The organism is Pseudomonas sp. NPDC078700, assembly GCF_044542375.1.
GTDB lineage: Bacteria > Pseudomonadota > Gammaproteobacteria > Pseudomonadales > Pseudomonadaceae > Aquipseudomonas.
The window spans coordinates 964,842-990,338 of sequence record NZ_JBITUI010000002.1; the positions used below are offsets into that span (position 1 = coordinate 964,842).

26 protein-coding genes are annotated in these 25,497 nt (G+C 55.1%); 16 read left to right on the forward strand and 10 right to left on the reverse strand.

Annotated features, from left to right (window positions below; translation table 11 throughout):
* Nucleotides 1-3 precede the first annotated feature (3 nt).
* The 4 genes from ACIGCM_RS10190 to osmE form a co-directional block, all read right to left on the reverse strand.
* Complete coding sequence (locus tag ACIGCM_RS10190) at nucleotides 4-678, reverse strand: urease accessory protein UreF (protein WP_397501921.1); 675 nt, start codon at nucleotides 676-678, stop codon at nucleotides 4-6.
* On the reverse strand, nucleotides 675-1,175 hold the full coding sequence (gene ureE, locus ACIGCM_RS10195; protein ID WP_397501922.1) for an urease accessory protein UreE: 501 nt from the start codon (nucleotides 1,173-1,175) through the stop codon (nucleotides 675-677). The genes ACIGCM_RS10190 and ureE overlap by 4 nt, the downstream gene beginning before the upstream one ends.
* 141 nt (nucleotides 1,176-1,316) lie before the next feature.
* Complete coding sequence (locus ACIGCM_RS10200) at nucleotides 1,317-1,985, reverse strand: TetR family transcriptional regulator (RefSeq protein WP_397501923.1); 669 nt, start codon at nucleotides 1,983-1,985, stop codon at nucleotides 1,317-1,319.
* Between the two features lie 146 nt (nucleotides 1,986-2,131).
* A complete protein-coding gene (osmE, locus tag ACIGCM_RS10205; protein WP_397501924.1) occupies nucleotides 2,132-2,497 on the reverse strand; it encodes an osmotically-inducible lipoprotein OsmE in 366 nt (121 codons plus the stop codon).
* Between the two features lie 186 nt (nucleotides 2,498-2,683).
* On the opposite strand from osmE, the gene ACIGCM_RS10210 reads away from it, so the two are divergent.
* Nucleotides 2,684-3,580 carry an AEC family transporter gene (locus tag ACIGCM_RS10210; protein WP_397501925.1) on the forward strand — a complete coding sequence of 299 codons (897 nt, stop codon included), beginning with the start codon at nucleotides 2,684-2,686 and terminating at the stop codon, nucleotides 3,578-3,580.
* A gap of 18 nt (nucleotides 3,581-3,598) precedes the next feature.
* Here the strand turns inward: ACIGCM_RS10210 and ACIGCM_RS10215 are convergent, their stop codons facing one another.
* Nucleotides 3,599-3,829, reverse strand: coding sequence for a hypothetical protein (locus ACIGCM_RS10215; RefSeq protein ID WP_397501926.1), 231 nt, complete (start codon nucleotides 3,827-3,829; stop codon nucleotides 3,599-3,601).
* A gap of 229 nt (nucleotides 3,830-4,058) precedes the next feature.
* On the opposite strand from ACIGCM_RS10215, the gene ACIGCM_RS10220 reads away from it, so the two are divergent.
* The 8 genes from ACIGCM_RS10220 (at nucleotide 4,059) to ACIGCM_RS10255 (ending at nucleotide 13,288) form a co-directional block, all read left to right on the forward strand.
* Nucleotides 4,059-4,949, forward strand: coding sequence for an esterase/lipase family protein (locus ACIGCM_RS10220; protein ID WP_397501927.1), 891 nt, complete (start codon nucleotides 4,059-4,061; stop codon nucleotides 4,947-4,949).
* A gap of 48 nt (nucleotides 4,950-4,997) precedes the next feature.
* On the forward strand, nucleotides 4,998-5,942 hold the full coding sequence (locus ACIGCM_RS10225; protein WP_397501928.1) for an alpha/beta fold hydrolase: 945 nt from the start codon (nucleotides 4,998-5,000) through the stop codon (nucleotides 5,940-5,942).
* Nucleotides 5,943-6,089: 147 nt separating this feature from the next.
* Complete coding sequence (locus ACIGCM_RS10230; protein ID WP_397501929.1) at nucleotides 6,090-6,596, forward strand: TRAP transporter small permease subunit; 507 nt, start codon at nucleotides 6,090-6,092, stop codon at nucleotides 6,594-6,596.
* Nucleotides 6,596-7,921 (forward strand): TRAP transporter large permease subunit, encoded by a 1,326-nt coding sequence (locus tag ACIGCM_RS10235; RefSeq protein ID WP_397501930.1) that lies wholly within the window; start codon nucleotides 6,596-6,598, stop codon nucleotides 7,919-7,921. Before ACIGCM_RS10230 ends, ACIGCM_RS10235 begins: the two co-directional genes overlap by 1 nt.
* 162 nt (nucleotides 7,922-8,083) lie before the next feature.
* Complete coding sequence (dctP, locus tag ACIGCM_RS10240; RefSeq protein WP_397501931.1) at nucleotides 8,084-9,133, forward strand: TRAP transporter substrate-binding protein DctP; 1,050 nt, start codon at nucleotides 8,084-8,086, stop codon at nucleotides 9,131-9,133.
* A gap of 149 nt (nucleotides 9,134-9,282) precedes the next feature.
* Nucleotides 9,283-10,656 carry a glutamine synthetase family protein gene (locus ACIGCM_RS10245; RefSeq protein ID WP_397501932.1) on the forward strand — a complete coding sequence of 458 codons (1,374 nt, stop codon included), beginning with the start codon at nucleotides 9,283-9,285 and terminating at the stop codon, nucleotides 10,654-10,656.
* Nucleotides 10,657-10,722: 66 nt separating this feature from the next.
* A complete protein-coding gene (locus ACIGCM_RS10250; RefSeq protein WP_397501933.1) occupies nucleotides 10,723-12,111 on the forward strand; it encodes an aldehyde dehydrogenase family protein in 1,389 nt (462 codons plus the stop codon).
* A gap of 7 nt (nucleotides 12,112-12,118) precedes the next feature.
* Nucleotides 12,119-13,288: an iron-containing alcohol dehydrogenase gene (locus tag ACIGCM_RS10255; protein ID WP_397501934.1), complete on the forward strand. Its 1,170-nt coding sequence runs from the start codon at nucleotides 12,119-12,121 to the stop codon at nucleotides 13,286-13,288.
* 40 nt (nucleotides 13,289-13,328) lie between these two features.
* Here ACIGCM_RS10255 and ACIGCM_RS10260 read toward each other — a convergent pair whose 3' ends face one another.
* The 3 genes from ACIGCM_RS10260 to dksA all read right to left on the reverse strand — a co-directional run bounded on the left by ACIGCM_RS10260 (nucleotide 13,329) and on the right by dksA (nucleotide 15,324).
* Nucleotides 13,329-13,862: a hypothetical protein gene (locus ACIGCM_RS10260; RefSeq protein ID WP_397501935.1), complete on the reverse strand. Its 534-nt coding sequence runs from the start codon at nucleotides 13,860-13,862 to the stop codon at nucleotides 13,329-13,331.
* Between the two features lie 55 nt (nucleotides 13,863-13,917).
* Nucleotides 13,918-14,805: a tRNA glutamyl-Q(34) synthetase GluQRS gene (gene gluQRS / locus ACIGCM_RS10265; RefSeq protein WP_397501936.1), complete on the reverse strand. Its 888-nt coding sequence runs from the start codon at nucleotides 14,803-14,805 to the stop codon at nucleotides 13,918-13,920.
* Between the two features lie 75 nt (nucleotides 14,806-14,880).
* Nucleotides 14,881-15,324, reverse strand: coding sequence for an RNA polymerase-binding protein DksA (gene dksA / locus ACIGCM_RS10270; protein ID WP_397501937.1), 444 nt, complete (start codon nucleotides 15,322-15,324; stop codon nucleotides 14,881-14,883).
* 383 nt (nucleotides 15,325-15,707) lie between these two features.
* Between dksA and ACIGCM_RS10275 the strand changes: the two genes are divergently transcribed.
* Together ACIGCM_RS10275 and sfsA are read left to right on the forward strand one after the other, a co-directional pair.
* Nucleotides 15,708-16,889: a pyridoxal phosphate-dependent aminotransferase gene (locus ACIGCM_RS10275; RefSeq protein ID WP_397501938.1), complete on the forward strand. Its 1,182-nt coding sequence runs from the start codon at nucleotides 15,708-15,710 to the stop codon at nucleotides 16,887-16,889.
* On the forward strand, nucleotides 16,879-17,586 hold the full coding sequence (gene sfsA, locus ACIGCM_RS10280; RefSeq protein WP_397501939.1) for a DNA/RNA nuclease SfsA: 708 nt from the start codon (nucleotides 16,879-16,881) through the stop codon (nucleotides 17,584-17,586). Before ACIGCM_RS10275 ends, sfsA begins: the two co-directional genes overlap by 11 nt.
* A gap of 10 nt (nucleotides 17,587-17,596) precedes the next feature.
* Here the strand turns inward: sfsA and ACIGCM_RS10285 are convergent, their stop codons facing one another.
* Together ACIGCM_RS10285 and ACIGCM_RS10290 are read right to left on the reverse strand one after the other, a co-directional pair.
* Complete coding sequence (locus tag ACIGCM_RS10285; protein ID WP_397501940.1) at nucleotides 17,597-17,929, reverse strand: Rieske (2Fe-2S) protein; 333 nt, start codon at nucleotides 17,927-17,929, stop codon at nucleotides 17,597-17,599.
* A 113-nt stretch (nucleotides 17,930-18,042) separates the two neighbouring features.
* Entirely contained in the window at nucleotides 18,043-20,352 is a 2,310-nt protein-coding gene (locus tag ACIGCM_RS10290; RefSeq protein WP_397501941.1) for a TonB-dependent hemoglobin/transferrin/lactoferrin family receptor, read from the reverse strand.
* A gap of 195 nt (nucleotides 20,353-20,547) precedes the next feature.
* On the opposite strand from ACIGCM_RS10290, the gene ACIGCM_RS10295 reads away from it, so the two are divergent.
* The 5 genes from ACIGCM_RS10295 to ACIGCM_RS10315 all read left to right on the forward strand — a co-directional run bounded on the left by ACIGCM_RS10295 (nucleotide 20,548) and on the right by ACIGCM_RS10315 (nucleotide 25,278).
* Entirely contained in the window at nucleotides 20,548-21,612 is a 1,065-nt protein-coding gene (locus tag ACIGCM_RS10295; protein WP_397501942.1) for a hemin-degrading factor, read from the forward strand.
* An 81-nt stretch (nucleotides 21,613-21,693) separates the two neighbouring features.
* Nucleotides 21,694-22,590 carry a hemin ABC transporter substrate-binding protein gene (locus ACIGCM_RS10300; RefSeq protein WP_397501989.1) on the forward strand — a complete coding sequence of 299 codons (897 nt, stop codon included), beginning with the start codon at nucleotides 21,694-21,696 and terminating at the stop codon, nucleotides 22,588-22,590.
* On the forward strand, nucleotides 22,587-23,618 hold the full coding sequence (locus ACIGCM_RS10305) for a FecCD family ABC transporter permease (protein WP_397501943.1): 1,032 nt from the start codon (nucleotides 22,587-22,589) through the stop codon (nucleotides 23,616-23,618). The genes ACIGCM_RS10300 and ACIGCM_RS10305 overlap by 4 nt, the downstream gene beginning before the upstream one ends.
* The gene (locus ACIGCM_RS10310) at nucleotides 23,618-24,385 is read left to right on the forward strand and encodes a heme ABC transporter ATP-binding protein (protein WP_397501944.1); all 768 of its coding nucleotides are present in this window, start codon (nucleotides 23,618-23,620) and stop codon (nucleotides 24,383-24,385) included. Before ACIGCM_RS10305 ends, ACIGCM_RS10310 begins: the two co-directional genes overlap by 1 nt.
* An 8-nt stretch (nucleotides 24,386-24,393) precedes the next feature.
* Entirely contained in the window at nucleotides 24,394-25,278 is an 885-nt protein-coding gene (locus tag ACIGCM_RS10315) for a ChaN family lipoprotein (protein ID WP_397501945.1), read from the forward strand.
* The last annotated feature ends 219 nt before the right edge of the window (nucleotides 25,279-25,497 follow it).

The following is a 25,497-nucleotide window of genomic DNA, read 5'->3' on the forward strand; positions in this document are numbered from 1 at the left end:
CTTTTAAGAGCGAAATAGACGGCTGTATTGGCGCTCATGCGCCATGCTCGCCAGGGCCAAGCCAAAGGCGGCACTGCCCCAGTGAGCGGATTCAGTTTGATTGCATTGTTGCTGTGCTTGTTGGAGTACAGGTAAGAGTGCGGATGTAAGGCGTTGCGCGGCCTGTTGGCCAAGAGGCAGTGTTTTCATCAGCACCGCCAATTGGTTTTCCAGCCAGCCCCAAAGCCATGCGGCCAAAGCATCTTGCGAGTCGATTTGCCATGCTCGCGCAGCCAAGGCCCAGCCCAGCGCCAGGCCAGGTTCTTGCTGTTGTTCAAACAATTCACGTGCCGGCTGATCGAGTTCGGGCAGGCCCTGCAACAATTGCTGCAGTGAGTACCCCATTTGCCGGCTTTCAAGGCGTAACTCACGGGTCTCACGGCTGGCGCGGTGCTGCTCCGAAAGTAACTTCAGGGTCTGCCAGTCGCCGCGTGCTGCTGCTTGGCAGTGAGCCAGTAAGAGCGGGGCTTCAAAGCGTGCGAGGTTGCACAGCAGTTGGTCGCTGATCCAGCGTTGGGCGCTAGTGGCATCATTGACCAGGCCTTGCTCAACGGCCATTTCCAGACCTTGTGAGTAGCTGTAGCCGCCAATAGGCAGTTGTGGGCTAGCCAAGCGTAACAGCGCCCAAGCTTTGTTCACTTGCGCACACCAAACTGGTGCAGACGTGGGGCATAGCTGAATTCGGCTTCGCCGGCATGGGAGTGATGATGACCACCGCCATATGCGCCATGCTCCGGCTGATAAGGGGCTTCAATCAACTCAACCTTAGCGCCAAGCTGTTCGAGCATGGCTTTGAGGACGTAGTCGTCGGGTAGGCGCAGCCAACCATCACCCAGTTGCAAGGCGACGTGGCGGTTGCCCAGATGATATGCCGCGCGCATTAGCTCAAGTGGACTGGAGCAGGTTACATGCAGCAGTTCTTCGGGGCGTGCATTGACGCGAATAACCCGCCCATCCTGAGCTTGCAGGCACTCGCCATGGTGCAATGGAGGTTGGCCGCGCTCAAGAAACAGGCCGACGTCTTCGCCCGTTGTGGTGAAGCAGCGCAGGCGGCTTTTACTGCGCGCCTCAAAGGTGAGCAGCAGCTCGGCATCCCATTTTTCTTGGGGCTTGATACGTTGATGAATCACCAGCATGTGTAAAGTTCCAGCAGGACAATACAGCGTTATAGAGCAAGGGGCTTGCCAAAGCGGTATAGCGCTGAATTGGTGCGGGTTGTAGCGTGGGCGTGGTGATTTTGATGCGTTAGTCAGGTTTTATTTGGTGCGCCTGAAGAATTACTGCGCCACTTTGGTGCGCCTCAGGTGTCTGGCCGAAGGCTGAGATCCGGGGACGTGCCAGTATTTTGCGCCGATGAAGATAACCCGGAGTTGCTCAATCATTTTAGCGGCCGGCTGCAGGTGAGCGGGTAGAGGGTTGGGCGGGGTATCGATCAGTTCAGGCAGGGTGGCAAACACGGTTTTGACGATCATGTCTGCGAGCAGGTCCAGTTCTTCTTTGCCGTGATGCTGGTGTTTGGGCATTAACGCAAGGTCCGCGGCGAGGTCGGCCATGATACGACCGCGCAGCGTGCCAATGGCTTGGCGCACCGGCAATGAGCCGCCAAACTGCTCGCGAGCAAGAAAGATAAACTGCGGTCGGTTGGCATCTACAGCATCAAGAAATATGCGCACTGAGGCGTCGATTAAGCCGCCCAGCTCGAACTCGTTGTGTCGCACCTTGCGAATGGTGCCGCGAAAGGTCTCGCCCACTTCAGCTACCAGGGCCAAGCCCAATGAATCCATATCTTGAAAGTGGCGATAAAATCCTGTCGGCACAATACCGGCTGCACGTGCGACTTCACGTAGGCTCAGGCTGCAAAAGCCCCGGCCACCCGCCATCAGGCTGCGCGCCGCGTCCATCAGGGCGTGGCGGGTTTGCAGTTTTTGTTCGGCGCGAGGTTGCATCAGCTAAGACTTCCGGAAGAATGCAGCCACTTTAGCAAATGGCTCGCCAGGGCGTCGATTCTAGCGTGATTGTGCCTGCTGCGCGTATGAGGTGCAGCATTGATCAAGTCGTTAATAAGAAACGACTTACGACCTTTGAGGTTGGATCAGTAGCCGAGTACTCGTGCACGAGATCGCGCATTTTCTTCCATTTGCTGACAGGTCATAAAGCCTTTGCTGTCTACCCGGTTTGCCGAATTGAAGCTGACATAGTACGGCTGCTGGTGACCATCGTTATTAAGCACGTAATTGTTACAGGTACCTGGCTCAACGCTACGGGTAATCTCGGTTGAGGGCTGGCCGCCTACCCGCAATACTTCGGTTTTAGTCATGTCATCAACCACATCTCGAACCAATGGCTGGTCATTGAATGTGAAGTAATCAACCGGGTTTTCCGGCTTGTCTCCAGCACAACCTGACAATCCAGCGAGGGCAGTGATTACGCAGGCAACGCCTAGAACGTTCTTATTCATGTTGTTCTCCCGTCGAAAATCAAAACAAGTGCTCAAGTTATATGACTCTAGATCGCTTTATAAGTTGTGCGCTGGAATTGGAATACCATCGAATTATAAATGTGTCGCAGGTATGCTTGAAGGCTCTCTAGCTGGCACGTCAGGGCGCGTCATGCAGTTATCAAGTAGTTGAGGAGCCTTGGGAATATGCCTGCTGTTCTTGCAATTTTGCCAATCTTTGGCTTGATCGTACTGGGTTACTTGTTGGGCTGGCGTCAGTGGTTAAGTGTCGAAACTGCCACTGGGCTGGCCAATATTACCTTCAAGCTGTTTATGCCAACGCTGTTGTTTGCCGGGATCGCCAAAGCGCCGCTAGCGGATGGCTTGTCGATTACCCTGCTACTCGCCTATTTTTTGCCCGTGGTGGTGGTGTTTGGTGCCGTCAACTTTATCGTTCATCGTCAGCGCGGTATCGCGTCACCGCTTGGCCTAGCGGCCGCTTTTTCGAATAACGTACTGGTCGGCATCCCCATCGTCACAACATTGATGGGGCATGACGGTCTGGTCTACCTGTTCGCTGTTTTGGTGTTTCACAGCCTCACGTTGTTCTCGATGCAGAGTTTCTATGCCGCGTTCGGCAGCCCAGAGCGAGTCAATGTGGGTGCATTGCTGAAAAATTTGGCGAACCCAATGATTATCGGCCTGCTGTTAGGCGCACTGCTTAATCTGTCGGGTTGGGTTGCTCCAGAGCCATTGTGGAAAATGGTCACCTGGTTAGGCCAGGCTGCCTTGCCTTGTGCGTTGATTGTATTGGGCGCGAGCTTGTCGCGCTTTCGATTACGTCCGAGCAACAGCGTGTTGGCGCTGACAGTCACCAAGTTGGTGATATTCCCGGCTCTGGTCTGGTGGTTCAGCGGCCTGCTGCCTCAACTTAGCGATGGCGCACGTAGCGTGCTGGTGTTGATGGCTGCATGCCCGAGTGGGGTGAATATTCTTGGGTTTGCAAAAACTCAGGAAGATGTGCGCAGCGTCAGTTCCACGGTGTTTTTATCCACCGTTTTAGCAGCACTGACGCTGCCTGTTTGGGTTCTGTTCGTCATATAAACTGGCACTCTTGTCGGGTTAGCCTGTGGTGCGGGCATCCAGCGTGCGCTGGGCTCCACCCTCAGCGACCCGAAACTGAGCCCCAGGTGTGCGAGATGATCCATTCTCAGCCAAGGGATCCAGAATCGTGATTACTTCCTGGCTGTCTTTCTGTTCGCTTAACAGCGGTTGTGGGCTGAAGCTTGGTAGTGCGAATGCGTTTGCAGCGAATAGGCTCAAGGCCAAGCTGATAGCGAGTTTGCTTTTCATGACTGACTCCTTGATTGGGTGTGTGATGCTTACAGGAGTCAATACTAGAGATATGGCTGGAAATAAGAACTTGAGGGCTTTAATAGTATTCATCGACTGTGCTGATACTGTTCTTATCCAGGTCAGCTAAGCTAGAACTCGGCATCTGTCGTGCGGCATTTAAACGTGCCTGCTACACGGGCCTTTCACCGTGATTCTTTTCATTTAATTGGAATAAGGACGTCAGGTGATGAGCCAATCTCCGACTGTGCGCTATCCCCTGATCTTGGTACCAGGAATGTTGGGCTATGTGAGCTTGCTCGGATATCCCTACTGGTATGGGATTCCCCGTGCGCTGCGTGCGGTAGGTGCCAAGGTCTATGCGGTGCAGGTTTCACCACTCAACTCAAGCGAGCTGCGAGGCGAGCAGTTGTTGGCGCATATCCGTGATGTGCTGGCCAAAACAGGGGCTGAAAAAGTCAACCTTCTGGGGCATAGCCAAGGGGCTTTAACCGCACGCTATGCGGCTGCGTTACATCCTGAGTGGGTCGCCTCTGTGACCTCAATTGCAGGGCCCAATCATGGCTCTGAATTAGGCGATTATCTGGCCCGTAAGGCGGCTGCAGGCAGTTTTACTGAGAGGTGCATGCGTCTTTTACTGCGTGGCGTTGTACGGGTGATGGGGTGGCTTGAACAGGGCTATAAAGGGCCGCCTTTACCGGTCGACATTGGCGCTGCCCATGGTTCATTAACCAGCGCCGGTGTCGCAGAGTTTAATCGCAAATACCCGCAAGGCTTACCTCCGGTTTGGGGTGGTCAGGGCGCAGCCGAGGTCAATGGCGTCCGCTACTATTCGTGGTCAGGTACGCTGCAACCGGGGATCACTAATCGCGGGGGGAATCGCTTCGATGGCCCAAATCGGGCGTGCCGAATCTTTGCCAAAACTTTTCGTCGGGAAAAAGGCCAGTGCGATGGGATGGTGGGGCGTTTTAGCTCGCACTTAGGTACCGTGATTGGCGATGATTTTCCGCTTGATCATTTCGATATTATCAACCAGACCTTTGGTCTAGTCGGTAAAGGGGCTGATCCTGTGAGACTTTATGTGGAACATGCGCAGCGTTTGCGCGACGCCGGGTTGTGATGGCTTTCTCCATACAGCCCCTGAGCTTGCTCAATCTAAGGATAAATAATGCGCCGACTGATAAAAGTTTTGCGCGGTCTTGTCCTGATGTTCAGCTTATTCCTGGTTGGCTTCATCGCGCTTAACTGGGCGCCTGACCTACCACTTGATGAGCTGAAGGCACGTTGGGCGCCTGCGCCTTCGACCTTTGTCAGTATCGATGGCATGCAGGTGCACCTTCGTGATCAAGGCCCACGCGATGACCCAGAACCGCTATTACTGCTGCATGGCACCTCTGCGAGTTTGCACACTTGGCAAGGCTGGGTTGAGCAGCTTAAGGCCAAGCACCGCGTTATCAGTATTGATTTGCCAGGCTTTGGCTTGACCGGCCCATTTCCAGACGGTGATTACAGTGTTGATCATTACCAGCATTTTCTTGAGCAGCTATTCGCCCAGTTAAAACTGCAACGGGTGACCTTGGTCGGTAATAGTTTTGGTGGCCAGTTGGCTTGGTTATTTGCCTTGAAGCAGCCACAAAAGGTTGGGCACTTGGTGTTGATAGATGCGGCGGGCTATCCGCGTCAATCAGAGTCTGTACCGCTGGGATTTTGGCTGGCGCAGAACCCAGTTCTGGCACCTTTGATGGCTAAAATCCTGCCGCGAAAGATGATTGAGTCAAGCGTGCGTAACGTCTATGGGGACCCGGCCAAGGTTACTGATGAGCTGATTGATCGGTATTACCAACTGACCCGGCGTGAGGGGAATCGTCAGGCGTTGGTTGAGCGTTTCAAACAGGTTGGTAACGATAGTTTTGAGCAAATAAAACAATTACAGGTGCCAACTCTGATCATATGGGGCGGCGAGGATCGTTTGATTCCAGTGGCTAATGCAGAGCGCTTTGCCACGGATATTGCCGGAAGTCGCTGGGTGATATTTGAAGACCTCGGCCACGTTCCGCAAGAAGAAGACCCGCTACGTACCAGCGCTGCGCTATCCAGCTTTCTTGGGGAATAAGGCTATATTGATTGAGTGGATTAGCGCTGCCCGGTGGGTGAATCGCACCGAGAATGTACTTGGCTGCTCGCGTATTGAGTGGCCCGAGTTGGCTTTATCTGATCCTCGACTAGTCTAGAGGGTAATAACCAGAAAGCAGGGATCGCCATGCGTAGGCTTATCTGTGGCTATGTCAGGGGAGTGGAGAAAATCAATCGGCTCGTTGGCCGGTTTGCGATGTACTTGATTTTCGCCATGTTGGGCGTCTTGTTGTATTCATCTATCAGTAAAACCTTCTTCCAGCCTGCGGCATGGACGCTTGAGAGCGCGCAGTTTTTGATGGTCGCCTACTTTCTGCTTGGGGGGGCTTATTCGATGCAGTTGGATGCACATGTGCGCATGGACCTTATCTACAGCCGCTGGTCGCCGACCACTCGCGCATTGGTCGATGCATTCACTGTGGTGTTGCTGATCTTCTATCTGGTGTTCTTGTTGTACGGCGGTATTTCCTCAACGGCGTATGCCCTCGAATATAAAGAGACCAGCTACTCGGCGTGGTCACCCTCAATGGCGCCGATCAAGATAGTCATGTGCATCGGCATCCTGCTGATGCTTTTGCAGGCAATCGCCACCTTTTTCAAAGATGTTGCAGCCGCGCGTGGGGAGACCTTGTAATGGGGTATGAACTCATCGCGTTGCTGATGTTTTCCTCAATGATGTTGCTCTTGCTCACCGGTAAACGGGTATTTGGTGCCATCGGCTTTGTCGCCGTTGTCGCGGCGTTGTTTTTGTGGGGGGACGGTGGCTCTGAAGTGGCATTTAGCGCCGCCATGAAACTGATGAAGTGGTATCCGCTGCTGACGTTGCCACTGTTTGTGTTTATGGGTTACATGCTCTCCGAGTCTGGTTTGGCCGAGGACTTGTATCGCATGTTCCACGTGTGGATGGGGCCACTGAACGGCGGTTTGGCCATTGGCACTATCGCGCTGATGGTGGCTATTTCGGCAATGAACGGCTTGAGCGTTGCCGGCATGGCCATTGGCGCAAGCATCGCGCTGCCAGAACTACTGCGTCGGGGTTACGACAAGATCATGGTCACTGGGGTGATCCAGGCCGGCAGTTCTCTGGGGATTTTGATACCGCCCAGTGTGGTGCTGGTGCTCTACGGCATGATCGCCCGCCAGCCTGTTGGCCAACTGTGGTTGGCCGGAGTGTTTCCCGGGTTGCTGATGGCTGGGCTGTTCGTCTTGTACATCGCGATTCGTTGCCGCTTACAACCTGAGCTTGGTCCGGCGCTTAGCGTGGAGGAACGCAAGGACATTACTTGGGGCGAGAAAATTCGTTTGCTGCAAGCCGGGATCGTGCCCCTGTTCATCTTCTTCAGCATGACCGGTTTGTTTCTAATGGGCATCACCAGCTTGGTCGAAAGTTCGGCGGTGGGGGCTGCTGCAGCGACCTTGGCGGCATTGTTCAAGCGCCGTTTAAATCGCGTGGTGATGGAAGAAACCCTGCGCAAAACCTTGGCCATTAGCTGCATGTTCATGTGGATAATCCTTGCGGCATTGTGCTTTGGCGCGGTGTTTGATGGCTTAGGTGCGGTCAAGGCGATTGAATCCTTTTTTGTTGATCGCATGGATCTGAGCCCTTGGCAGGTACTGATCATGATGCAGGTCTCATTTATTCTCATGGGCATGTTTCTCGACGACACGGCGATGCTGGTGATCGTTGCGCCGTTATATGTGCCATTGGTGGGGGCTTTAGGCTTTGACTTGGTTTGGTACGGCGTGCTCTACACCATCACCTGCCAGATTGCCTATATGACGCCTCCGTTCGGCTACAACTTATTTCTGATGCGTGCCATGGCACCGCCTGAAGTCACCTTGCGCGACATTTATGTGTCGGTCACGCCGTTCGTGCTGATCATGATTCTGGCGTTGGTGTTGGTGATGGTGTTCCCGCAAATAGCCTTGTGGCTGCCGCAATGGCATTACGCGCGTTAGGGATTGCTTCAGAAAACTCGTGCGCGTTGTTCAGGTTGTGCGCACACCGGGGTTAGCGAATGTTCGCCAGCCTTATAACGAGCGTTCGCCTGAGGAGTTTGCGAAGCGTGGACGCCAATCTGCGGTTGTATTGCATCTGAATTGACACTTGGAGAGCACAGCATGAGTACGAGACGCGATTTCCTGAAGACAGCGGCAGTGACTACCGGCGCGGTTGGGGCCACGGCACTGGGGTCTGCCCATATTTACGCAGCTGAACCCAAAAAGATCACCTGGCGACTGCAAACCTACGCCGGCCCGGCGCTGGCTGAACACGTAATCAAGCCCTCTATCGATGCCTTCAACAAAGCCGCTAATGGGCAGATGGAGATCCAGTTGTACTTTGCCGATCAGTTGGTCCCGACAGGCGAATTGTTCCGCGCCATGCAGCGCGGCACCATTGATGCCGTGCAGAGTGATGACGACTCAATTGCCGCCCCGGTTGATGTCGCTGTGTTTGGCGGCTATTTCCCGTTTGCCACGCGCTACAGCCTGGATGTGCCTGTGCTGTTTGAGCAGTACGGCCTCAATGAAATTTGGGAGGAGGCATACGGCGAAGTCGAGGGCGTGACTTGGCTCGGTGCGGGTGCTTGGGACCCGTGCAACTTCGCAACGGTAGACCCGATTAAGAGTCTGGATGACCTCAAAGGTAAGCGCATTTTTACCTTTCCAACCGCGGGTAAGTTCCTGTCACGCTTTGGCGTGATTCCCGTGACGCTGCCTTGGGAAGATGTCGAGGTGGCGGTGCAAACAGGTGAGCTTGACGGCATTGCCTGGTCGGGCATTACCGAGGACTACACCGTCGGCTGGGCTAACGTAACCAAGTACTTCCTGACCAATAACATTTCAGGCGCGTGGTGTGGCTCTTACTTCGCCAACTCCGAAAAGTGGGCAGAGGTTCCAGAGCACCTGAAAACCTTGTTCAAGCTGTGCATGGACAGCTCCAACTATTACCGCCAACACTGGTATTGGGGCGGCGAAGCGCAGTTGCGGGTTGAGGGCAGCAAAATGCAGCTCACCAGCATCCCACCTGAGCAGTGGAAAAAAGTAGAGGACGAAGCGCAAGTTTTCTGGGACGAGATCGCCAAGACCAGCCCGCGCTGCGCCAAGGTGGTTGAGATCTTCAAAAAGTACAACGCCCTGATGGCCAAGGCTGGCTCGCCGTACCGGTAACTGTGAAAAATAACGCCTGAGTCCGCCGCCTAGCGGGCTCAGGCGTTGTGCGTTTAATGCCCAATCAGGCTGCTCCAGTTATGTACCTAGTTAATGCGTTCGCCAAGCTGACACTGGATGTCGGCCATAACAATTAAACAGGGGGCGTCATGCTCAATCCGCGGGATGTGAAGACCATCGAGGATGCCAAGCGCATTATCGAGGAGCGAAACCTTAGTCACATTAAAGTCGGTTTGTTCGATAACGACGGTGTCATGCGCGGTAAGTACATGAGCCGTAGTAAGTTTTATTCGTCGCTGGAGCATGGTTTTGCATTTTGCGATGTTGTGCTCGGGTGGGATGTCAAAGACCAGCTCTACGACAACGCCAGCTACACCGGTTGGCACAGCGGTTACCCCGATGCGCCGGTGCGAATCCTGCCCAATACCTGCCGCGATATTCCTTTTGAAAATGGCATGCTGTTGTTTCTTGCTGAGTTCGACAAGCAAGCCGAAGCCGTTTGTCCACGCGGTACTTTGCGTAAGGTGATTAAGCGCTGCCAAGACATGGGCTTTGATCCATTCGCGTCGCTTGAATATGAGTTTTTCATGTTCGATGAAACGCCCGAGTCGGTGCGCGAGAAGGGCTATCGCAACCTCAAGCCGTTTACACCGGATTGGTTCGGTTACTCGATGATTCGCAACTCAGTGCATGCCGAGCTATATCAGCAGATCCTGGAAATGTCCGAGATCATGGATTTTCCCATCGAAGGCCTGCACACCGAAACCGGGCCGGGCGTGCTGGAAGCCGCGATTGCTTATGATCACGCCGCCGACGCTGCCGACAAAGGCGCGCTGTTCAAAACCTTTATGAAAGTCTTGGCGCAACGTAACGGCTTGATGGCGACCTTCATGGCCAAGTGGTCTGGTAAGTATCCGGGGCAAAGCGGCCATATTCATGTGTCGCTGCGTAATCGGGGTGATGGGCAGTCGGCATTTTTTGACTCCAGCCAAGCTCACAACATGAGCGAAGTGCAACGCCAGTTTCTGGCGGGGCAACAACGCTTGATGCCCGAGTTCTTGTGCATGGTTGCACCCACCCTTAATAGCTATCGACGGATGATCCCTGGTTTCTGGGCACCGACCGATGCCACTTGGGGCGTCGAAAATCGTACGGCTGCCTTGCGCGTGATTCCCGGCAGCGACAAATCACAGCGCCAGGAATACCGCCTTGGTGCAGCAGATGCCAATCCGTATTTGGCATTGTCCGTGGCCCTGGCATCGGGCTTGTATGGGGTGATGCAAAAGTGGCAACCGACGGACCCTGTCGAGGGTAACGCCTATGAGCAAAAGCACCCTGAGCATTTGGCTCTACCCCGCACGTTATGGGACGCCGCGCAGCGCTTGAAAGCCTCCACGGCTGCCCGGGAAATGTTTGGCGATGCATTTGTCGAGCACTTTGCCGCAAGCCGTGAGTGGGAAGAACGCGAGTACCGTCGACACGTCAGCGATTGGGAGCTGGAGCGCTACTTTGAAATTATCTAGCCCTGTTGCGAGCACATTTGCGCCTGCCCCAAGGCGGTCAGGCTCGGGAAATGTTTGGAGTGTTTTATGGCAACGTTGAAGTGTATTTCACCGATTGACGGCTCGGTCTACGTCGAGCGTGAATTAGCATCCTCTCATGAAATAGAACGCGCGCTGGCCCATGCGCAAAAAGCTCACCAACTCTGGAAGCAGACGGCCTTAAGTGAACGCATTGCCATTGTCCGTAAAGCCATCGAGGGTTTCAGTGCCAAAGAAGGCCTGTTGGCGCAAGAATTGAGCTGGATGATGGGGCGTCCTATTCGCTACGCGGCGGGTGAAATCAAAGGTTTTGTCGAACGTGCAACTTACATGGCCGATATTGCCGAACAGGCTTTGGCTGATATTCAGTTACCTGAGAAAACAGGCTTTACCCGATTTATCCGTCGCGAGCCACTGGGTGTTGCGCTGGTTATTGCCCCGTGGAATTACCCTTATCTTACTTCGGTCAATGCCGTTGTACCGGCGCTATTGGCTGGCAATACGGTATTGCTCAAGCACTCGGCGCAGACTCCGCTCTGCTCTGAGCGCATGGTCGCGGCGTTCCGTGAGGCCGGGCTGCCCAATGGCGTTTTCCAGTACCTGCACCTAAGCCACGAGGACACTGAAAAACTGATTGCGGCACCTGCCGTGCAGCATGTCGCATTTACCGGTTCTGTGCCGGGTGGGGCAATGGTTGAGCGAGCGGCAGCGGGGCGCTTTATCAGTACTGGTTTGGAGCTTGGCGGCAAAGACCCTGCCTATGTTCGCGAAGATGCGGACGTAACCCATGCGGTCGAAACCACCATTGATGGAGCATTTTTCAATTCCGGCCAATCCTGTTGCGGTATCGAACGCATCTATGTGCATGAGGCGGTGTACGAAGATTTTGTCAAACAAGCGGTGGCGCTCGTCAACACCTACAAGCTGGGTCGCTCGGATGATCCGGACACCACTTTGGGGCCTTTGGTCAAACCCCAGGCCGCCGATTTTGTTCGTGGGCAAATCGAAGAGGCTACACGCCAAGGTGCCACTGCCCATATTGACCCTGTGGATTTCGAGATGGATCAACGCGGTTCGGCCTACATGGCCCCGCAACTGCTAACAGATGTTGATCACAGCATGCGGGTCATGACTGAAGAGTCCTTTGGCCCGGTGGTGGGGGTACAAAAAGTCCGCGATGATGAAGAAGCCCTCGCGCTGATGAACGACAGTGAGTTTGGCCTGACCGCAGCGATTTTTAGTCGCGATGCTGAAGCCGCGATGGCGCTGGCTGATCAACTGCAAGCAGGCACGGTATTTCTCAACCGGTGTGACTATCTCGACCCCGCGCTGGCGTGGACTGGGGTGAAAAACTCTGGGCGCGGTTGTACGTTGTCCAGTGTCGGCTTTGAGCAATTGACCCGTCCGAAATCCTTCCATTTCAAAACCCAGTTGTGAGGTTGAAATGAATCTTGATCAGTACCGGATGAACTGGAATTACCCAACCGCAATGCGTGTGGGTGTTGGGCGTATCGCGGAATTAGCGCAAGCCTGTAGTGGTCTGGGCATGCAGGCTCCTTTACTGGTGACCGACCCCGGGCTTGCCGCGCTGCCGATGATTGACGCTGCGCTTGCTCAATGCCGTGATAGCGGGCTTAAGGCGAATGTGTTCTCGGCGATTAAAGGTAACCCGACGGGGGGCAATGTCATGGCTGGCGTCGCCGCGTTCAAAGCCGGTGGGCATGATGGCGTGATTGCCTTCGGTGGAGGCTCCGCGCTGGATGCCGGTAAAGCCATTGCCCTGATGGTTGGGCAAGATCGGCCGCTTTGGGACTTCGAAGACATTGGCGACAACTGCAATCGAGTCAATGTGGCGGGCATGGCCCCGGTGGTTGCTGTGCCCACGACTGCAGGCACGGGTAGCGAAGTCGGGCGGGCATCGGTGATTACTGACGCCGATGCGCACATCAAACGCATCATATTCCATGCGCGGATGCTGCCAGCAGTGGTGATTCTCGACCCGGAGTTAACGCTTGGGTTGCCCCCTAGAATCACTGCGGCGACCGGTATGGATGCGCTGTCGCATAATCTTGAAGCCTATTGCTCGCCGCTGTTTCACCCTATGGCCGAGGGCATCGCGCTTGAAGGCATGCGTATGATCCAGCAGTTCTTACCGCGTGCGGTGGCCCAGGGCGAAGATGTCGAGGCGCGCCTGCAAATGCTGGTGGCATCAAGCATGGGCGCGACGGCATTTCAACGTGGGCTGGGTGCCATGCATGCCTTGGCGCATCCACTCGGTGCGCTGTATGACGCGCATCATGGTTTGCTCAACGCCGTATTGATGCCCTACGTACTGCAAGCCAATAAGAGCAAAATCACAGATCAGATGGACAAGCTGGCGCGTTATCTGAACTTGTCGGATCTGAGTTTTAACGGGGTGCTCGACTGGGTGTTGGCGCTGCGGGAGGAGGTGGGTATTCCACACAGTCTGGTCGAGATTGGGATCGACGATATGCAGATTGAACGCGTCGGGAATATGGCTCAGGCCGACGCTTCAGCAGGCACTAACCCTATTGCGTTCAGCGCTGCGCAGTACAGCCAGTTATTTCTCCGTGCGTTAGGCGGAAAGCTCTAGCTGTACGTTGCCTAAGCGGCTGCGCCTATGCAGTCGCTGCTTACTCTTCGGCTTGTGCGGCTTTCAGCGCTTCGTAGGCTGGAGCTGCGTAGATGCCCGCTTCAACCGCCAGGGCCATGACGCGCTCCAGGTCGCTGCTGTAAACCAACACCGCTTGCAGTTCGTCATCCAGCGGTTCGCTCAAATCTAGCAACACATAACCCTGGGTTTCAGGGCTCAGGCTGCTGAGTTGTACCTGGATGCGGTTAAGCGCTTTTAGCGGCTCAACTTTTACCAATTGCTTAGGTTTGAGCACAAAGCTGACTTGCGGCCCGAACGAGTCGACAATCTGCTGGAACAGCACGTCATAGCTGTCGGCCTGAAAAAGCACGGTTTCCGGCAAGCTGCCAACCACCACCCATTCGCCTAAAGGGATGGGAAAGCTGTCGTCATAGTTAATGTCCGGGTTGGCGACGAGGAAAGCCTGCGGGTCGGCATAAGCCTGTGCTGCTTCATCAGCGATTTTGGCCACTTCTTCTGGGAGCATGCAGCCCGAGCTAATTTTACTGATCAATTCTTCGAGCTGGGCTTTCATTTGGCAACCTGTGTAGGGATCTGAGAAATGGCGAAGGGGAGTATACCTTAGCGGTCTAGCGCAACTGGGCTTCGGCAAGGGTTAGGGTGCGTGGAATCAGATTGCTGTTCCAGTGCTCGATGGCCCACTTGAGTAACTCATCGGGGCGTGAGTCAACGGCATCTGCTGGTGTGGCTTGGCCCAAGGCACGCAAAGCGCGAAGCAATTGCGATGTCGCTTGCTCGGCTTGTAGTGGCGCTGAACGGTAGGATTTACCCAGTTTGTGCCCATCAGGTTGAATAATCAGCGGCACGTGCAAGTAGCGTGGCTGGCCGAAACCGAGCAGCTCCTGCAGATACAGTTGGCGCGGTGTTGAATCCAGCAGGTCGGCACCACGCACTACATCCGTAATGCCTTGCCAGGCATCATCAAGCACCACCGCTAGCTGGTAGGCATATAAACCATCGCGGCGGCGAATCACCATATCACCAACTTCCTGGCCTAAGTGTTGGCGAAATTCGCCCTGCACGCGGTCCGTAAAGTGATAGCTCAGTTCGGGCACGCGCAAACGTATTGCCGCGTCGTCGAGTGGCTTACCGAGGTTGCGGCAAAAGCCGGGGTAAACGCCGTTGTAGGTTTCGAGCTGCTTGCGTGAACAGGTACAGGCATAGGCCAGGCCCTGGCTGAAAAGCTGCTCTAAAGTATGCTGGTAATGTTCATGGCGTTCACTCTGGCGCACAAGCTCGCCGTCCCACTCCAGGCCGTAGTTCTCTAGCGAGGTCATGATTGCCGCTTGCGCACCGGGCATTTCGCGGGGCGGGTCGAGATCCTCCATGCGTACCAACCAGCGCCCACCGACTGCACGCGCATCCAAGTAGGACGCCAGCGCTGCGACGAGGGAGCCGAAGTGCAGATAGCCGCTTGGGGTTGGGGCGAAGCGCCCAATGTAGGCAGAGTTATTCATGCTAGAGAGCGTGTGCGATTGAAACGACACTGGGGGAGAAACAAAACGGGGTGCCTTAGCACCCCGTTTTTCAGATCAGGAACCGACCTGTTTTTCTTTGATTTCCGCTAACGTTTTGCAGTCAATGCAAAGTGTTGCGGTAGGGCGGGCTTCAAGACGGCGGATGCCGATTTCAACGCCGCATGACTCACACCAGCCGTAATCTTCGTCTTCGATCAACTGCAGGGTTTCGTCAATTTTCTTGATCAGCTTGCGTTCACGATCACGGGCGCGCAGTTCCAGGCTGAACTCTTCTTCCTGGCTGGCACGATCCGCTGGGTCTGGAAAGTTGGCTGCTTCGTCCTGCATGTGATGCACAGTGCGATCAACTTCCTGCATCAGTTCCAGCTTCCACTTGTTGAGGATGCCGGTGAAATGCGCACGCATTGGCTCACCCATGTACTCTTCACCCTTAGTTTCCTGGTAGGGTTCGAAGCCACGAATCAGTTGACCGCTTGTTGCTTTTGCTTTGGTGGGCATGGATGACCGCCTCTCACTTTCTCAATTCTACTGCGCAGGATGATATCCATTAGCCGATTTTCGGTCGGCCCTGCGGCTGCAAGCGGGCGAACTTACCAGATCAATACCCTTCGCGCTACTCCCGGTTGTCTAGAGCGTGACAGTTTTATCTGCTTGATGGGTTTATAGGCGTCTGTTTTTATTGGTAATCCCGCTTTGTAACAGCGGCAGAAGCCTATCGTAGATGGCTTTCAGCCATTTCTGCTGGTTGTTTGAGAAAGAAGGGAATAAAGAACAGATTTAAATGAATTTATTTCGTCTAAGGCGATTCAGGGCGAGTTCGCTGCCGTTTTGCCGTCCGGTTGGTTAGAATCCACCGTTTGTTTACTTGCCAAGGCAGTCCCATGGCCCACCCATACAGTGCACGCAGCCGTGCGATTGAACCGTTCCACGTCATGGCGTTGTTAGCCCGTGCGAACCAGCTTCAAGCGCAGGGACATGACGTTATCCACCTTGAAATCGGTGAGCCGGATTTCACCACTGCCGCCCCTATAGTTGCGGCTGGTCAGGCCGCCTTGGCCGCAGGGCATACGCGTTACACCCCTGCGCGTGGGATTGTGCAGTTGCGTGAGGCCATTTCGACTTTCTATGCGCAGCGTTACCAGCTCAATATTGACCCGCAGCGAATACTGATCACGCCGGGCGGCTCCGGGGCATTGTTGCTCACCAGCAGCTTGTTGGTTGACCCTGGCAAGCACTGGTTGTTGGCTGACCCTGGTTACCCCTGTAATCGGCATTTTCTTCGCTTGATCGAAGGGGCCGCGCAATTGGTCCCGGTAGGGCCAGATGTGCGTTATCAGCTCACGCCTGAATTGGTTGCGCGGCATTGGGACACTGCCAGTGTGGGTGCCCTAGTTGCATCCCCGGCTAACCCGACGGGCACAATTTTGCAGCGTGAAGAGTTGGCTGGCCTGTCACAAGCCGTTAAGCAGCGCGGCGGCCATTTGGTGGTCGATGAGATCTATCACGGGCTGACTTATGGTGTTGAAGCTGCCAGCGTGCTTGAAGTCGACGATGATGCTTTTGTACTCAACAGCTTCTCCAAGTACTTCGGCATGACCGGTTGGCGTCTAGGGTGGATGGTTGCGCCTGAGGCTGCTGTGCCTGAGCTTGAGAAGCTGGCACAAAACCTTTACATCAGTGCGCCAAGCATGGCGCAGCATGCAGCGCTGGCCTGTTTTGAACCTGCCACTATCGAGATTCTTGAGCAACGCCGTGAGCAGTTCGCCAAGCGCCGCGATTTTTTATTGCCGGCGCTGCGTGAGTTGGGCTTCAAGATTGCGGTCGAACCTGAGGGTGCCTTCTATTTATATGCAGATATATCGGCTTTCGGCGGTGATGCCTTTGCCTTCTGCGAGCATTTTCTTGAAACCGAACATATCGCGTTCACCCCTGGGCTGGATTTTGGCCGATATCAGGCCAGCCAGCATGTACGCTTTGCCTACACGCAAAGCTTGCCGCGCTTACAAGAAGCGGTAGAGCGTATTGCCCGAGGCCTGAAAAGTTGGAGTGGGCATGCAGTTTAATCCGCCACTTGAAGAGGGGCGTTTACTGCGTCGCTATAAAAGATTTTTGGCGGACATTGAAACCGTAAGTGGCGAGTTGCTGACCATCCACTGCGCGAACACCGGCTCGATGCTCAATTGCATGGGTGAAGGTGCGAGGATTTGGTTCAGCCGTTCCAATGACCCCAAGCGCAAACTGCCCGGTAGTTGGGAGATTGGCGAGACACCCCATGGGCGCTTGGCTTGTATCAACACCGCCCGAGCCAATGCTTTGGTTGAAGAGGCCCTGAATGCCGGGGTGATCAGCGAACTCAATGGTTTTACAGCCCTCAAGCGCGAAGTGCCTTACGGGCAGGAGCGCAGCCGAATCGATTTTCGCCTTGAATACCCCGACGGTTTTGCTTTTGTTGAGGTCAAAAGCGTCACCTTGGGCTTTGCTGATACCGATGTGGCTGCTTTTCCTGATGCACGTACTGAGCGCGGCGCTAAACATTTGCGTGAATTGGCAACGCTAGCCAGAAGTGGCGTGCGGGCTGTGCAGCTTTATTGTGTCAATCTATCGGGCATCACTGCGGTGCGCGCGGCAAGCGAAATTGACCCTGCATATGCCGCCGCCCTGCTCGAAGCCAAGGCGGCAGGCGTTGAGGTTTTGGCTTATGGTGTGGATATCAGCCCGACGGGGATTCGTGTAGTGCGGCCCTTGGCTCTGATGATGTAAAGCGCTCAGCTTATAAAGTATGTTCTGCGAGATCGACCCAAATACCCTGATCATCTTCCTGGCAGGCTAAGGCCTCCAGTGATTGCCCGGCGCACGGGCCTGCTACGCACTCGCCTGAGTCGATTAAAAATAAGGCGCCGTGAGTCGCGCATTGGATCAAGCTGGCGCTGCTGTCGAGAAATTGGTTGGGTATCCACTCCAGCGGCACCCCGCGATGGGGGCAACTGTTGTGGTAGGCATGCACCTGAGCGTCCTTACGCACGATCAAGAGTTTTTGCCCTGCAACCTCAAAGCCAAGGCTCTGGTTTTCCGCAAGCGCCTCGCTGGCGCATAAATACATCATGAGACTCTCCACAATTAGCGCGCATTATCGCGCAATGGGTGGTGAGCAGAATAGGGTGCGCATCCTTGCGCAATTTGCAAACTCGGGTGGCAATCCACATCTCCAGGTAATTGCTAGTATTGCCAGGACGCGGACACTCGCACACTGCGGCCGACTTCGCTGTAGTAGTCATCGGGTTGGACGAGCGCGCCGTCTGGAACGTTCAACGCATTCCAGTACTTCTTGTCGAGCAGGTTGAATACGCCGGCTTGTAACTTGACCCCATCAAGCGCCGCAGGCTGCCAGTAAGCGGTCATGTCGACGACGCCATAGCCGGGTGCTTTGAAGTCGGCATCTGTTTCAACCTTGTCACGTGCGCTGGCGGCAGTCAGCATCAAGTCGCTGCCAAACCGCTCATGCTCGTAGCTCAGGCCTACAGTAGTGGTCAATGGCGCAACCGAGTTTAAGTCTTGATTGGTTTTACGGTCTTCCCCACGGGCCCAGGCAACAGCTCCCCAAAGTTTCCAGTCTTGGGCAAAGCCCCAGTGAGCAGTTGCTTCTGCGCCATAGATACGAACTTTGTCGCGGTTTTCCGTGCGGGTGACACCGAATGGATAATCGCTGGCATCGAGGCCCAAGTCGGCGATTTGTTGACTGTCGAGGGTGACCCCTTCATCAATAAAGTTCTTGTAATGGTTGTCGAACAGGCTCAGCGAGCCACCCAGTTGGCTGTTGCCGAATTGGCCGCCGACTTCATAGCCGTTACTTTCTTCTGGTTTGAGATCCGGGTTACCAACGCGCAGGTACGTACCTGAAGCACCGTAATTCATATACAGCTGAGTGGCATCCGGGGCTTTAAAACCTTGCGCCCATTGGGCGTAAAGCAAGGCTTGTTCGGCCACTTGCCAGGTTGCCAATAGGCTTGCGGAGAGCTTGCTGTCGTCGCTGTCGGTGAGCGAAGCATTGTTATTGGGGTTGACGTTATTGGCGTAAGCGCCGCCGGCATCTGGCTCAACATTGTAGGCGTCATAACGCAGGCCCGGCGTCAGTTTGAATACGCCGTCAGCAAAGCTTATTTCGTCGGCGGCATAGATCGCCCATTGGCGACCTTTGGCTTCAGGGCTGTCAGCCTGATTGGTATGCAGGAAGTCGCAAGCGCTTGGCCCCATGTAAACCGGTGATCCAGGGGATGGTGTGACCAGATTGGCAGGGCAATTGTCTTGGCCTTTGGAGGCTTGTTCAGTCTCGATCCAGTAGAGTTCACCGCCCAGGCTGATGTCGTGATCCAGGCCGGCCAGTTGATATTTTTTGCCGACCTCACCGGTGAAGCCATACAGGGTCTTCTCGATCCGGTTGTTACGCTGGAACACCCCGCTTGGGTATTTGTAGGGGTTTTCGGGCAAGCCAAACATTTGAAATACAAAATCGGGAATGCCGGCGCGCGAGTCGAGCCCTCGTATGGCGTCCTGATCGTCTTCGCGCTCGATTTTTTGCCAGTAGGTGATTGCATGAGCGCGGTCGAGCCAGCCGTCAGTGTCTTGTGCTTTGAAGTCGTAATCGACAGACAGGCGTTGACGCTTGGTGTCCTCTTGGGTGCTGTTCTCACCGGCGAGGTAGGTGGTGCCTTGGCCGGTGCGGGTGTCGATGTCATTTTCACGCTTGAAGTATTCCGCGGTAAAACCGAGTTGGTGTCCGCCATCAAAGCCCTGTTGCAGTTTGAACAAGGTGTTGTGACGGTCGACATCGGCGGGGTTTGCCTCGGTACGCTGGGTGCCCAGCACATTGTCATCACCTGAGGTTTCGAGTTCGTCACCTTGGCGCTTACCTGCTTGCAACAACCACTTGGTGTTGTTGTACCGACCGGCCAGTGCAGCATTGAGCCCCCAGCTATTGTCTGCGCTGTCGTAGTCTGTTTTGGCGAGCGTGGCGAAGTCTTTGCCTTCGCTCAGGAGGTCATCTGGGTTGAGTGTGAATAACTGCACCGCGCCACCAAGTGCGCCTGATCCAGCTTGGCTGGAGTTGGCACCGCGGACGATATCCACCGCCGACAAACTATTGAAATCAATTGCATCCAAGCCCCCCTGAGCGCCACCGGTTGGCCCCTGGCTGCGTGCTCCATCGGTCATCCATGGCACGCGAATACCGTCGATGGTGGTCAGAACGCGATCACGATCTAACCCGCGAATATTGATGCTTTCATTGCTGCGGTTGAAGTTCACACCCGGTTCCGAACGCCGCCCAAGGTCATCAAAACTGCGGATAAAACGTTTATCCAGCTCTTCAGCATCGGTACGCGTTGTGGTCGGTAAAGGGGCCTGTAGCGGTGCGCCTGTGACTTCGCTGTCAGGTAGCTGAGCGGGTTCATTGGCCGCCAAACTCAGCGACGGGCTGAGCAGCATAAGCGCAAGGTATGAGCGCAAGGGGAAAGGTGCATTGGCAAACATGAAAACTCCTAATGGTGTGTTGGGCAGCTTCTGTGAGTGCTTGTTGGAATTCGCGCAAACAGTAATGATATTGATTTGCTATTGCAAATGATTATCATGTAAATTTGTTGGGTGAAAATAACAACTGTCCTTTGGTGCTGCGGGTATCTGTGGCGCAGCCGTGGACAAAAAAACTAATCAGGAGCCCGTTCTGCTATGAGTAATCTCAACCCGGTACAAGCCAGTGATCTGTACCGCAACTGGCAACAATTACGCGGCGCTCAGCCTCGCTTGCGTGCACGCGATGCAGCGGTACATCTGAGCGTTAGCGAGGCTGAATTGGTTGCCAGCCGGTTGGCGGTAGATGCCGTACGTTTGCGCCCTGAGTGGGCAGAGTTGCTGCCGGCGCTGGGCGAGTTGGGTCACGTGATGGCGTTAACCCGTAATGAGCATTGCGTGCATGAGCGCAAAGGCTTGTATCGCGAGGTGACTGTCAGTGCTGGCGGTCAAATGGGCTTGGTGGTGTCAGCGGACATTGACCTGCGTCTGTTCTTGGGCGGCTGGAACAGTGTCTTTGCCATTGCCGAGCAAACTGATAAAGGCACCCAGCGCAGCATCCAGATGTTTGATCATCAAGGCATGGCCGTTCACAAAGTATTCCTGACTGATCGCAGTGAATTGTCTGCATGGGAGCCTTTGCTTGAGCGCTTTCGCGCTCCGCAGCAATCTGCCGAATTGCAACTACAGGCACCGCCCGAACCGCCTGCGGTTAAAGCTGACAGCGAGATTGATTCGCAGGCATTGCGCGAGGGCTGGTCTGCTCTTAAAGACACCCACCATTTTTTTGCCTTGTTAAAAAAGCACGGGGCTGCGAGAACTCAAGCATTGCGCCTGGCGGGCAGTGAGTGGGCTGAGTCTCTGGAGCCCGCTGAATTAACTCGGGCAATGGAGCTCGCCAGTGAGCGGGACATCGCCATTATGGTGTTTGTCGGCAACCGCCACTGCATCCAGATCCATAGCGGGCCAGTGAAAAAACTGCGCTGGATGGATAGCTGGTTCAATGTGCTCGACCCAGAATTTAATCTGCACCTTAAAACGCCGGCTATCACTGAGTTGTGGCGGGTCCGTAAGCCAAGCAGTGACGGCGTCATCACCAGCCTTGAAGCCTTTGATGCGGATGGAGAGTTGGTTATTCAACTCTTTGGGGCGCGCAAGCCGGGTATCCCTGAACTTAGAACATGGCGCGAGTTGGTCGAGTCGCTACCCATAGCTGCGCAGTAGCGCCTATTGTTGTATTACCCCGGCGTTAACGCATCGCTACGTTGACGCCTTGTTTGGATAGGCGTCATGGAGTTTATGAGTATGGGGATTGGTGGAGTTGTTGTAAGTCTGGCTGCAGGTTTGATGTTTTGGGGGATTGCCCAAGCCGAATCTTTGCCACAGCGCTGGGTAAGTGCTGGCGGGTCGATCAGTGAATGGGTAGTTGAGTTGGGCGGTGAGTCAAAGCTGGTTGGCGTCGACAGCACTAGCCAGCATCCCGCTGCGTTACGTGAGTTGCCCAGCATTGGCTATCAACGTCAGCTTGCTGCCGAAGGTATTCTCGCGCTTAAGCCTGATGTAATGCTTGGTAGTGATGAGATGGGACCGCCACCCGTGCTCGGTCAGTTGCAGGCTGCGGGTGTGAACATTGAGCGCTTGTCAGCTAACCCGCAGTTACCTGCATTACAGGCGAATTTAAAGCGTATCGGGGAGTTGCTCGGTGACCCATCGCGTGCACAGCAGGTCTTCGACACCTATCAGCAGCGTCTGCAGCGTCAGCAGCAGTGGGTGAGTCAGGCTCAAACAACCCAATCTGCACCCAAGGTTTTGTTATTGCTAGGGCACACAGGTGGCAGTCCGATGGCGGGTGGGGTTGATACCTCGGCCGACTGGATAATCAGGCAAGCAGGCGGAATCAATCTGGCAACCCATAGCGGTTATAAGGCGTTGTCGAGCGAGGCGCTGGTTGGACTTGATCCGCAGGTGATCGTCATTGCCGATCGCAGCCTTGAGGGGGACCTGGCCAAGCAAGCGCTACTCAAGCAAAACCCGGCTTTGGCCGCCACCCGAGCGGCACGTGAAGGTCGCCTTATCGGCCTTGACCCAACCTTGTTGGTCGGTGGTTTGGGGCCGCGTCTGCCAGATGGACTGGCGGCCTTGTCCACAGCCTTTTATCCTGACAGCCAACCTTTGACTGCCGATACCAAGTTGACGCCATGAAATTAGTTGTCCAACCGCGCCCACTGCTTGTTGCACTGGGCGTGTTGCTGGTGTGTGCCTTCAGCTTGTCTTTGGCATTGGGGCCGGTCAGTCTGACCCTTGTTGATACTGCAAAGGCCTTGCTTCATATGCTTGGCATTCCAGTGGCAGGCGCAGAACAAGCGCATCTAATCATTGAGCAAATCCGTATGCCGCGCAGTCTTTTAGGGGCTGCGGTTGGTGCGGTGCTGGCGCTGTGCGGTGTGGCGATGCAAGGGTTGTTTCGTAACCCTTTGGCCGATCCTGGTCTGGTAGGCGTGTCCAGCGGGGCGGCTTTAGGGGCTGCGGTGGCAATTGTTGGCGGGGCTATGTTCGGTGGTATTCCGGCGGCTGTCTCACCTTATTTATTGTCGGCCTGTGCATTCGTGGGTGGCTTGTTAGTCACCGCGATGGTTTATCGACTGGGTCGACATGACGGGGTTACCAACGTTGGTACCATGTTGCTGGCGGGTATCGCCTTAACCGCGCTGGCGGGTGCAGCTATTGGTCTTTTTACCTATTTGGCTGATGACGCAACGCTGCGCACGCTGACATTCTGGAACCTCGGCAGCCTCAATGGCGCCAGTTATCCGCGGCTCTGGCCATTGCTGATCGTCACTGTTGGCGTTGGGCTGTGGCTGCCACGCCGGGCCAATGCGTTAAACGCATTATTGCTGGGTGAGTCTGAGGCGCGGCATTTGGGGATTGAAGTCGAGCGGGTCAAGCGCGAGTTGGTGTTCTGTACCGCACTTGGTGTGGGGGCTGCCGTTGCGGCTGCGGGACTGATTGGCTTTATCGGTTTGGTTGTGCCACATCTGATCAGGCTGTTAGCGGGGCCTGATCATCGCTTGTTGCTACCTGCGTCGGCGTTGGCGGGTGCGAGCTTGTTGCTCTTTGCGGATTTATTCGCCCGCTTACTGCTTGCCCCAGCCGAACTGCCCATCGGCATTGTTACCGCATTAATCGGTGCGCCTTTCTTTCTGTATTTATTGTTGCGGGGGCGCGCCTGATGCTGCGAGCCGAGAATGTCGTGGTTAAACGTGGGTCTAGCACTGTGTTGTCTGGGATAACCCTGAAGTTGCAGCCAGGCCAGGTACTGGGTGTACTCGGCCCCAATGGGGCGGGTAAAAGCACGTTGTTGGGGGCGCTATGCGGCGAGCTTGAAGTCGCGCAGGGTGAGATCTATCTGGATCAGCGGCGTTTAGCGGATTGGGCCGGTAGTGACAGGGCACGTCGTTTAGCCGTGCTCCCGCAAAGCTCAACACTTAACTTTGGTTTTTTGGTTGAACAAGTGGTTGCCATGGGCCGTTTGCCACATTCCAGTGGCGCGGTGCGTGATGCGCAGATTATCAGCTGTGCCCTAACCGCTGCCGATGCTGCACATCTGAAAGGGCGTAGCTATCTAGCGCTTTCTGGGGGAGAGCGCCAGCGGGTGCATTTGGCTAGAGTACTGGCGCAGTTATGGCCGGGCAGTGAAGGGCAAACCCTGCTGCTGGATGAGCCCACCTCAATGCTTGACCCCTTGCACCAGCACACCACTTTGCAAGCTACCCGAACCTTTGCCGAGGCCGGTGCTGCGGTGATGGTGATCCTGCATGACCTTAATCTGGCTGCCCGGTATTGTGATCAACTGCTGCTGCTCGACAAAGGACAGGCCTGTTTGATCGGTAGCCCGGCCGACGTTCTGAAGGCCGAACCGTTGCGCGAGGTATTTGGTCTGGAGGTGTTGATTCAGCAACACCCAGAACGGGGTCATCCACTGGTCATCGCGCGATAAGGATTGCTATGCGCCACTTGATTTTTATCGGTTTGGCTTTGCTCGCGGGCTGTCAGGCGTCACTGCCAATGTTACCCGACTGGCAAAGCCCGCAAGGGCGAGACGCCGCCAACCTTGGGCAGATCAAGGATTTGCACAGTGGTGAAACCTTGACTGCAACTGAGCTGGTTGAACGGCTCTCGGCAGCGGGCCAGGTATTGATTGGCGAGCAGCACGATAACCCGGATCATCATGCGCTAGAGCTGTGGTTGCTGCAGGCGATGGCGCAGCGGCGTGAGCAGGGCAGCATACTGCTGGAAATGCTCACAAGCAGCCAACAGTCCGCAGTCGACCAAGCGCAAAAAGCATTACGCGCAGGCCAACCCTTTGCGGATTTAACAAAACAGCTGGATTGGCAGGAAGGGTGGGATTGGTCGATGTATGGCCCCATTGTGCGGTATAGCCTTAAACAGCCTGTGAGCCTGTTGGCGGCGAATTTGGACCGCACAGAGATGATGCAAATCTACCGCAAGCAGCCAGTCCTGAGCGGCGCAGTCTCAACCGCCACGTCGGTGCGTACGCCTTTGCTTGAGCAAATCCGTGAGTCGCATTGCGGCTTGCTCCCCAACAGCCAGCTACCCGCCATGCTTGCTGTGCAACAGCAGCGGGACCGGCGCATGGCAGAGCGCCTGAAGGCGGCAGATAAACCAGCGGTATTACTGGCTGGTGCCTTTCATGTACGCCGTGATTTAGGTGTGCCGCTGCATTTGCGTGATATTGGCGATACAACAGCCCATGCTGTGCTGATTCTCAGCGAAGTAGATAAGGCCGTTAGTGCCGAGCAAGCTGATTTCGTCTGGTACACCGCTGCTGTTGAAGAAAAGGATCATTGCGCCGAGCTGCGCAAGCGTTAAGGTCTTTGCTCTCAACTGACGACGTCAGGCTCTGTGCATCCTTCCATCTTTGACGTTCGTTCCGGTACTTTTGCGCAGGCAAAAAAAGACCCGGCAAAAATGCCGGGTCAATAACCGTGATTAGCCTGATGAGGAGATAATCTGAAGAGGCCGACTGAAGGTCTCTTGAGGTTATCAGCTGATCTCGCGACCAGATGATTGAATAATAACAATTCTCAT

What these genes read in the sequence shown, in the direction of transcription:
- ureE (WP_397501922.1), bottom strand. Translation starts at nt 1,175, where the DNA reads ATGCTGGTGATTCATCAACGTATCAAGCCCCAAGAAAAATGGGATGCC.
- ACIGCM_RS10200 (WP_397501923.1), bottom strand. Translation starts at nt 1,985, where the DNA reads ATGCAACCTCGCGCCGAACAAAAACTGCAAACCCGCCACGCCCTGATG.
- osmE (WP_397501924.1), bottom strand. Translation starts at nt 2,497, where the DNA reads ATGAATAAGAACGTTCTAGGCGTTGCCTGCGTAATCACTGCCCTCGCT.
- ACIGCM_RS10210 (WP_397501925.1), top strand. Translation starts at nt 2,684, where the DNA reads ATGCCTGCTGTTCTTGCAATTTTGCCAATCTTTGGCTTGATCGTACTG.
- ACIGCM_RS10215 (WP_397501926.1), bottom strand. Translation starts at nt 3,829, where the DNA reads ATGAAAAGCAAACTCGCTATCAGCTTGGCCTTGAGCCTATTCGCTGCA.
- ACIGCM_RS10220 (WP_397501927.1), top strand. Translation starts at nt 4,059, where the DNA reads ATGAGCCAATCTCCGACTGTGCGCTATCCCCTGATCTTGGTACCAGGA.
- ACIGCM_RS10225 (WP_397501928.1), top strand. Translation starts at nt 4,998, where the DNA reads ATGCGCCGACTGATAAAAGTTTTGCGCGGTCTTGTCCTGATGTTCAGC.
- ACIGCM_RS10230 (WP_397501929.1), top strand. Translation starts at nt 6,090, where the DNA reads ATGCGTAGGCTTATCTGTGGCTATGTCAGGGGAGTGGAGAAAATCAAT.
- ACIGCM_RS10235 (WP_397501930.1), top strand. Translation starts at nt 6,596, where the DNA reads ATGGGGTATGAACTCATCGCGTTGCTGATGTTTTCCTCAATGATGTTG.
- dctP (WP_397501931.1), top strand. Translation starts at nt 8,084, where the DNA reads ATGAGTACGAGACGCGATTTCCTGAAGACAGCGGCAGTGACTACCGGC.
- ACIGCM_RS10245 (WP_397501932.1), top strand. Translation starts at nt 9,283, where the DNA reads ATGCTCAATCCGCGGGATGTGAAGACCATCGAGGATGCCAAGCGCATT.
- ACIGCM_RS10250 (WP_397501933.1), top strand. Translation starts at nt 10,723, where the DNA reads ATGGCAACGTTGAAGTGTATTTCACCGATTGACGGCTCGGTCTACGTC.
- ACIGCM_RS10255 (WP_397501934.1), top strand. Translation starts at nt 12,119, where the DNA reads ATGAATCTTGATCAGTACCGGATGAACTGGAATTACCCAACCGCAATG.
- ACIGCM_RS10260 (WP_397501935.1), bottom strand. Translation starts at nt 13,862, where the DNA reads ATGAAAGCCCAGCTCGAAGAATTGATCAGTAAAATTAGCTCGGGCTGC.
- gluQRS (WP_397501936.1), bottom strand. Translation starts at nt 14,805, where the DNA reads ATGAATAACTCTGCCTACATTGGGCGCTTCGCCCCAACCCCAAGCGGC.
- dksA (WP_397501937.1), bottom strand. Translation starts at nt 15,324, where the DNA reads ATGCCCACCAAAGCAAAAGCAACAAGCGGTCAACTGATTCGTGGCTTC.
- ACIGCM_RS10275 (WP_397501938.1), top strand. Translation starts at nt 15,708, where the DNA reads ATGGCCCACCCATACAGTGCACGCAGCCGTGCGATTGAACCGTTCCAC.
- sfsA (WP_397501939.1), top strand. Translation starts at nt 16,879, where the DNA reads ATGCAGTTTAATCCGCCACTTGAAGAGGGGCGTTTACTGCGTCGCTAT.
- ACIGCM_RS10285 (WP_397501940.1), bottom strand. Translation starts at nt 17,929, where the DNA reads ATGATGTATTTATGCGCCAGCGAGGCGCTTGCGGAAAACCAGAGCCTT.
- ACIGCM_RS10290 (WP_397501941.1), bottom strand. Translation starts at nt 20,352, where the DNA reads ATGTTTGCCAATGCACCTTTCCCCTTGCGCTCATACCTTGCGCTTATG.
- ACIGCM_RS10295 (WP_397501942.1), top strand. Translation starts at nt 20,548, where the DNA reads ATGAGTAATCTCAACCCGGTACAAGCCAGTGATCTGTACCGCAACTGG.
- ACIGCM_RS10300 (WP_397501989.1), top strand. Translation starts at nt 21,694, where the DNA reads ATGGGGATTGGTGGAGTTGTTGTAAGTCTGGCTGCAGGTTTGATGTTT.
- ACIGCM_RS10305 (WP_397501943.1), top strand. Translation starts at nt 22,587, where the DNA reads ATGAAATTAGTTGTCCAACCGCGCCCACTGCTTGTTGCACTGGGCGTG.
- ACIGCM_RS10310 (WP_397501944.1), top strand. Translation starts at nt 23,618, where the DNA reads ATGCTGCGAGCCGAGAATGTCGTGGTTAAACGTGGGTCTAGCACTGTG.
- ACIGCM_RS10315 (WP_397501945.1), top strand. Translation starts at nt 24,394, where the DNA reads ATGCGCCACTTGATTTTTATCGGTTTGGCTTTGCTCGCGGGCTGTCAG.